We start from the raw sequence: 6,338 nt of genomic DNA, 5'->3' as shown, positions 1-6,338 counted from the left end.
GACGATATGCTGGTCGCAGGCGGCGGCGGACAAATCCGGCATCTGGGCGATGATATCGGCATTGTCATCGGCCCCATTTTCGCGACCGGCAAGAGCGATCCGGCGACCCTTCCATCGGCTTTCACGCCCGGCGATCCGTCGGGACTTCATCGCTTCAGCCAGGACCATTGGGGTAATTTTGTCGCTATCCTACGCGATGATACAGGTGGCTTTCATGTCCTGCGTTCAGCCTTCGGGCGCCTGCCCTGCTTCCATGCGATGCGGGGCGATCAGATGATCCTTGCGTCCGACATGGCCCTGCTGTCGCTTGCCGGGTGGACGTCCCATGGGGTCGAATGGTCCGCCATCCTACGCCGCCTGGCGCTCAGGGATATCCCCTCGCCCTCCACCTGCCTCATAGGCGTGAAGGAACTGCGGGGAGGCTCCCGCCTCCACCTCACCCCCAGTGGCCTGAGGGTTACGCAGACGTGGAACCCGTGGGATCGCGCCGGCAGGCGCCACTGGATCGATGACCGGAACGAGGCCGCGCGCCTGATCCGGCGCGTGGTGTCGACCGCGACGCGAGCCAGCATCACAGGGACGCAGCGCGCCCTGCTCATGCTGTCGGGCGGGATAGATTCCTCCGTGCTGGCCGCCGCGCTCGGCAGCCATGGCTGCCCTTTTACCTGTTTCAATCTCGCCAGCCTCGGTGCCATTGGCGATGAACGCCATTATGCCCGGATGGTCGCATCCCATCTGGGCGCGCCGATCGTCGAAGCGCAATGGGACATCGGCATGGTCGACATCAGCCGTTCCCATGCCCAGGATCAACCCAATCCCCTCGCCCGAAGTTTCATGCAGGGCACATCCCGCCTGCTTCAAGAGGCGGTCGGGGCAAGCGGAGCCGATCTCACCATCGATGGTGGCGGCGGGGACAATGTCTTCTTTTCCTTGCGGTCCATCGCGCCGGTGACCGACGCTTTCCTGCGCGGACGGAGCCTGGGTGAAGGCTGGTCTACCGCCAGGTCGATCGCGGCCATGGCCGATGTGAGCGCGCTGGCGGTGCTTGGCCGGGCAGTGTCACGCGCGTTCCGCCAGTCGCCGGCCTATCGCTGGCGGCCTATGACCCAGTTTCTGTCCCCGCAGCTCATGAGCGACGCGGCTCTTACCCCGCGCCATCCATGGCTGGAGCCGCCACGCGGTAGCGAAACAGGGACGGCCGCCCATATCGCGCTCATCACCGCCGCCCAGGGCTGGGCCGAGGGCAATGATATCGGGAGCCCGGTGCGCCATGTGACGCCGCTCACCACCCAACCCGTCGTGGAAGCATGCCTGCGGATACCGAGCTGGTGGTGGTTCAGGCGAGGCCAGAACCGGATCGTGGCGCGCGACGCCTTTCGCGACCGCTTGCCGGCAGCCGTCGTCGACCGCAGGACGAAGGGCACGCCCGACAGCTATATCGCGGAAATCTTCACCGCGAACCGCCGCGTCATCCGCGCCATGCTGCTTGACGGGCATTTGCGCAGCGCCGGGCTGCTTGACCTTCCCCTGCTCGAACATGCCCTGGACGGCGAGGGTTACGTCCAGGACACGGCCTATCACCGCATCATGCATCTTGCGGATGTCGAGGCATGGGTGGCGGGGCAGACCCAGGGCTAGGGAGGAAAGGGCTGCTTTTGGCGCAGCCTGTCCCAGATCGCATATTGCTCCGCCTTGCGCGGATCAGCATCCCTCTTGTCCTGAAGCCAATAGAGGAACCAGTCGACATTGCGTTCGTAGATCGCCAGCCGGTGCCGCGGCTGCCATTTATTATGATATTCATCGGGAAAAACATACATGTCGACCGGCTTTCCCTGTTCGCGCAGGGCTGCGAAGACGTCGATTGCGGTCAGATATTCCCGATCGGCCAGCTGCATGAGCAATGGCGTATCGATCGACGCGGCATTGCGGATCATCGAACCGGGTTCCCAATAGTCCCGATCGTCGGACGTCGCTGGCGGGAAACCCTGCGTCCGCATCTTCCGGGCAAAGGCCGGACCGATGGTGGCGTTCACGGTCCAAGGTTCAAGACAGCAGGTACTGATCGCGGCGGCGGCAAAGCGGCGGCTGTTGATGAGGGCAAAGCCGACCGTGCTCGAACCGTCGCTCAAGCCGGTGATGCCGATGCGATCCGGATCGGCGATCCCCATCTCGATGACGCGCTGCACCCCGGTCATGACCGAGGACTGCATGCTGCGCCTCTCCCCCCAGTCCCGATCATTTTCCGCCAGCAGCTTTTGCCAGTCCTTGTTGAGCGGGTTGATCGCGCCGACATGGGGCGGGCGGTCCAGGCTGAGAACGGCAAAGCCTTTCGCGGCGAACAGATGGATGGGATATTCATTGCCGGTCGCGCCCCGGAGAAATCCGTTGCTGCGATAGGTCGTCACGATCATGGGCAGCCTCTCTTGTCCATCATAATGGGGAGGCAGGACGAGGTCCCCGGCGACTTCCAGGCCCCGGTCATTACGCCATTCCAGCCGCTCGACCCTGCCGAACCGGATGGATCGATATTCGGGATTGGGGTCGTAGAGCAGATCCATATGCCCGTTGCCCGGATCGATCCGCACGACTCGGGGCGGCACGCTCGCGCTCTGACGCAAGCAGACAAGATCCCTGCCTGCGAGCACGCAACCGCTGATGACATCGCTTGTGACGAATATTCTCCGTGGCGGACTGTAGCCAGGCCGCCAGCGGTAGAGCGCCGTCGACCGGTCATTCCAGCCCTCGCGGCGCAGGAAGAGCAGGGGACCACCATGGGGCATCCACCAAATCCCGGCAAACTTGCCGCTACAGGCCTCGCCCGGACAGGGGATTTTCACGCCAGCCGCAGAGGACATGGCCAGCGCCCATGGGCTGGCCGGATTGGCGGTGACATGCTCCGTCTGGATAAAGCGCCCATCATCGGCCATCGCCGAAAGCGGAAGAACTTCATAGCCGATCGGATCGGGGCCCAGCAGCGCCCGGTCACCTTCTTCGCCGGGCCGGACCTCTCCTCCACCCGGATCGACGCGAAACAGGGACAGGGCTGTCGTGGCGAGCGGCATGGGCTTGTCGTCCATCATCGGCACATAGCGATCATCATAACGAAAGCCGGTCACGGCCTCGCGCGCCAATGCGGTCCGCTCCGCCAGCTGTCCGGTCCGACTCGCATAGATAAGCGACCTGCCATCAGGCCCCCAGGCAAATTGCTCCACATTGACGGGGGAATGGGTGACGGCCCGGGCGGGACCGCCATCGGCACGCACCGTCCAGAGTTGGGTGACACCCTTGTCCCGCCGCAGGAAGGCGATCCACCGGCCATCGGGCGACCAGGACGGCGCGAGCAGGATCGGAAATCCCGTCGGCAAGATGACCCCGCGATAATCGCCGGTCCCGCCAATAAACTCTCCGCCCTGATCGAGAAGCCGCGGCTTCGCGGATGGCTTTACATCCATCACGGCAAGGCCGATGCAATAGCTATTGGTCGATGCCTCCGCCCGGATCAGGATGAAGGCGAGCTGTCTGCCGTCCGGTGAAAGTCCGAGCGGGCTCTTGTTGCCAAGAAGGGCGCCATCGCCCCGCCCGATGTCGCGCAGGCCGAGCAGATCCAGCGCCGTGATGGCACGTCGCTCCATCATGGGCGCGGGGACCGGCAGCAGGTCGCTGCAATCCGCCATCGCCCTTGAAGGCAAGGCGAGAAGCGCGACGCCCGCGGCCAGCAACGCGATCGATGTCCTGTCCATGACGCTCACCATTTCTTGACCAGTTCGAGCGCGATGAAGCGGCCGACCGCTGAATAGTTGGTCGAGTCATAGGGCGTGTCATAATAGAGGCTGGTCGCGACGACCGAAGGCAAGGTATTGAGGATATTCTGGACCGAAAGGCCAAGCTCGACGCCGCGCAACAGCCCCGCTTCCTCGCCAAAGCGATAACGGGCGCTGATATCAATCGTCGTCATGCCGTCAATGTGCAGAGCCGGGGTGGAGCGCACATCCTTGACGCCGCCGATCGTGCTGAGCGTGGCCGCGGTGCGGAAGCCGCCCTTGCTCCAGCCGATCATGCCCCTGCCGCGCCAGTGCGGCGGGTTGAACAATCGTCCCGCCAGTTGCTCGACCGGGCCGTCCGCCAGAAGCTGCTGCTCGCTGTCGAGATAGGTGAGATTGGCCGACATCTCGATGTTCCCATCAGCAAGGCCGGTCTTGTAGGCAAGCTGGGCATCAATGCCCCGGATCGTCTGGCGACCGGCATTGATATTGGCGCGATTGATGATCGCGGCGACATTTGCCGGATCATAGGGCGCGCCTGCCCCGTTCAGAAACTGGCTCGCATGGGCGATCGCCGCTGCAAGCTGCGCTGCCGTTGGCGCATAGCTGATCTGATTGGCGTAGATGGGATTGACGAGCGCGAGCGCTGCCGTCGGGATCGGATTGACGATGCGATCGACATAGCGGGTGTGGAAATAGCTCAGTTCAAGCGAGGCGCCCGGAATGTCGAACGGATGCAGGGCCATGGTGGCCGACCAGCTGCGTGCCTTTTCCGGTTTGAGGTCGCTATTGCCCCCGGCGATCAGCAAGGCCGTCGTTCCTGCGGGATAGCCCTTCCCCCCGAAGGTCGTGATCGGATAGAGAATGGCCTGTTCGATCGAATAGAGCTGGATGAAGCTTGGCGCCCGGAAGGATCGTCCCCAGCTCGCCTTGATGTCGAGAAAATCGGCCGGCGCGTAGATCATGCCGAATTTGGGCGTCACGACATTGGCAAGGCCGCGATAATGCTCATAGCGAAGCGCAGCGCTGAGACTGAGGCTACGCATCAGCGGTACGGCCTGCGCAGGCCCCACAAGCGGGAAACTGGCCTCGCCAAAGGCATAGACGCTGTCCTGCGACGGCCTGGCGTTGTTGATATTGCCCACACCCCGGAAGATTGCGAAGTCATTCGCCCGGATGCCGGCACCCAGGGCCAGCTTGGCGTCCCCGCCCGGCAAGGCGAACAAGGGGCCGTCGCCCGCGATCTCGCCGGTCATCGTGTGGTTATTATAGCGACCGAACGCCCGGCTCGAAAACTGGTCGTTGATGAAGGTGTCGCCCTGAAAATAGGTGCGCCCCTTGCCGAAACTGCCCGACAGGCTGATTTCCCACTGCCCGAGCGAGAGGCGCGCGGCGCCTGAAAAAGCCAGCGTATAGCTGTCAAAGCTCTGGGTGATCCGGCTGACTGAAAGATTGGCGGCAGTGCTTGTGGGATAGGAAAATTCGCCCGTCCGCTGGTTGTAGAGGCCGTCCAGTTCGATGGTCAGATTGTCGCTGACATCCTGATGGATGCTGCCCGCCACCGCATGTCGGCGACTGGCCGGCAGCAAGGTCAGGTCCGGCCTGATCCGGCCATATTTGCGCTGGTTCGTCATGAGGGCGGTATTCCGGCCATATTCATAGGTGAGGAAGCCGCCGCCACCGTTCCAGCGACTGCCGGCCAGCACGCCATATTGCTGCTGGAAATTCCCGCCGTCCGGCGATCCGCCGATGCGGGCGCGGGTTTCAACGCCGTCATAGTCGCGCCTGAGGATCACGTTGACGACGCCGCCGACCGCGTCCGATCCGTAAATGGCCGATGCGCCGTCCGCCACCACCTCGATCCGGTCGACCGCTGCAAGCGGGATCGCGGAAATGTCGACGCCCTGACGGGCCGAGTCATAAGGCACACGGCGACCGTTGAGCACGGTGAGCGTCGCATCGCTTCCCAGGCCGCGCAGATTGACCGAGGACCCGCCGCCGACATTGCCGCCGGTGCTCGACGGCACGTTGAAGCCGACGCCCGGATTCTGCCCGCCCCCAAAGCTTTGCGGCAGGCTGCGGGCGACGTCGCCCAGATCGGCAAGGCCGCTGTCCCTGATGGCCCGGTTGTCGAGGACCATCACGGGCGAGGGGATCGGCGCGCCGCGGATGCGGCTGCCCGTGACCAGGAGACGCACGCCCTCATCGGCGTCGGCGTCCCCATCCTGTCTGGACCCGCGCCCTTTCCGGATGATGATACTGCCCTCGACCCGGGTCCAGACAAGACCGGTTCCGGCGAGCAGTCGATCCAGCGCCGCCTCTACCGTGAATGCGCCCTGCAGCGCTGGCCCGTTGACCCCTGCGACGAGGTCAGCATCGACAAGGATTGTCTGCCCCGAGCGCAGGGCCAGTTCACGAACCGAGGCGCCAAGCGGCTGCGCGGGCAGCGCCATCGCGATGCTGGCAGAATGCTGGGCAAGCACCGCCGGGGCACTGGCCGCGAGCGCGGCGGTGACGATACTGCCGGACAGATACAGAGCGGATAATGAAAATCGAGACATTGTAGCCTTCTCCCCC

General features: G+C 64.1%; 3 protein-coding genes. 1 reads left to right on the top strand and 2 read right to left on the bottom strand.

All coding sequences use genetic code 11. The annotated features are described in order from the left end of the window. Positions 1-1,638: asparagine synthase-related protein (locus ACFC3J_RS13730; protein WP_375196723.1), on the top strand; the 1,638-nt coding region annotated here is incomplete at its 5' end. Here the strand turns inward: ACFC3J_RS13730 and ACFC3J_RS13725 are convergent. Then, on the bottom strand, positions 1,635-3,740 hold the full coding sequence (locus ACFC3J_RS13725) for an Atxe2 family lasso peptide isopeptidase (RefSeq protein ID WP_375196722.1): 2,106 nt from the start codon (positions 3,738-3,740) through the stop codon (positions 1,635-1,637). The genes ACFC3J_RS13730 and ACFC3J_RS13725 overlap by 4 nt on opposite strands. A gap of 5 nt (positions 3,741-3,745) precedes the next feature. After that, positions 3,746-6,322, bottom strand: a complete 2,577-nt coding sequence (locus ACFC3J_RS13720) for a TonB-dependent receptor domain-containing protein (RefSeq protein WP_375196721.1) — start codon at positions 6,320-6,322, stop codon at positions 3,746-3,748. Positions 6,323-6,338 lie beyond the last annotated feature (16 nt).

Source organism: Sphingobium sp. (genome assembly GCF_041987595.1).
In the GTDB taxonomy this organism is placed as follows: Bacteria; Pseudomonadota; Alphaproteobacteria; order Sphingomonadales; family Sphingomonadaceae; genus Sphingobium.
The sequence above is the reverse complement of the archived record's forward strand: the minus strand, read 5'-3'. Positions and strand labels throughout refer to the sequence as shown.

What these genes read in the sequence shown, in the direction of transcription:
- ACFC3J_RS13720 (WP_375196721.1), bottom strand. Translation starts at nt 6,322, where the DNA reads ATGTCTCGATTTTCATTATCCGCTCTGTATCTGTCCGGCAGTATCGTC.
- ACFC3J_RS13725 (WP_375196722.1), bottom strand. Translation starts at nt 3,740, where the DNA reads ATGGACAGGACATCGATCGCGTTGCTGGCCGCGGGCGTCGCGCTTCTC.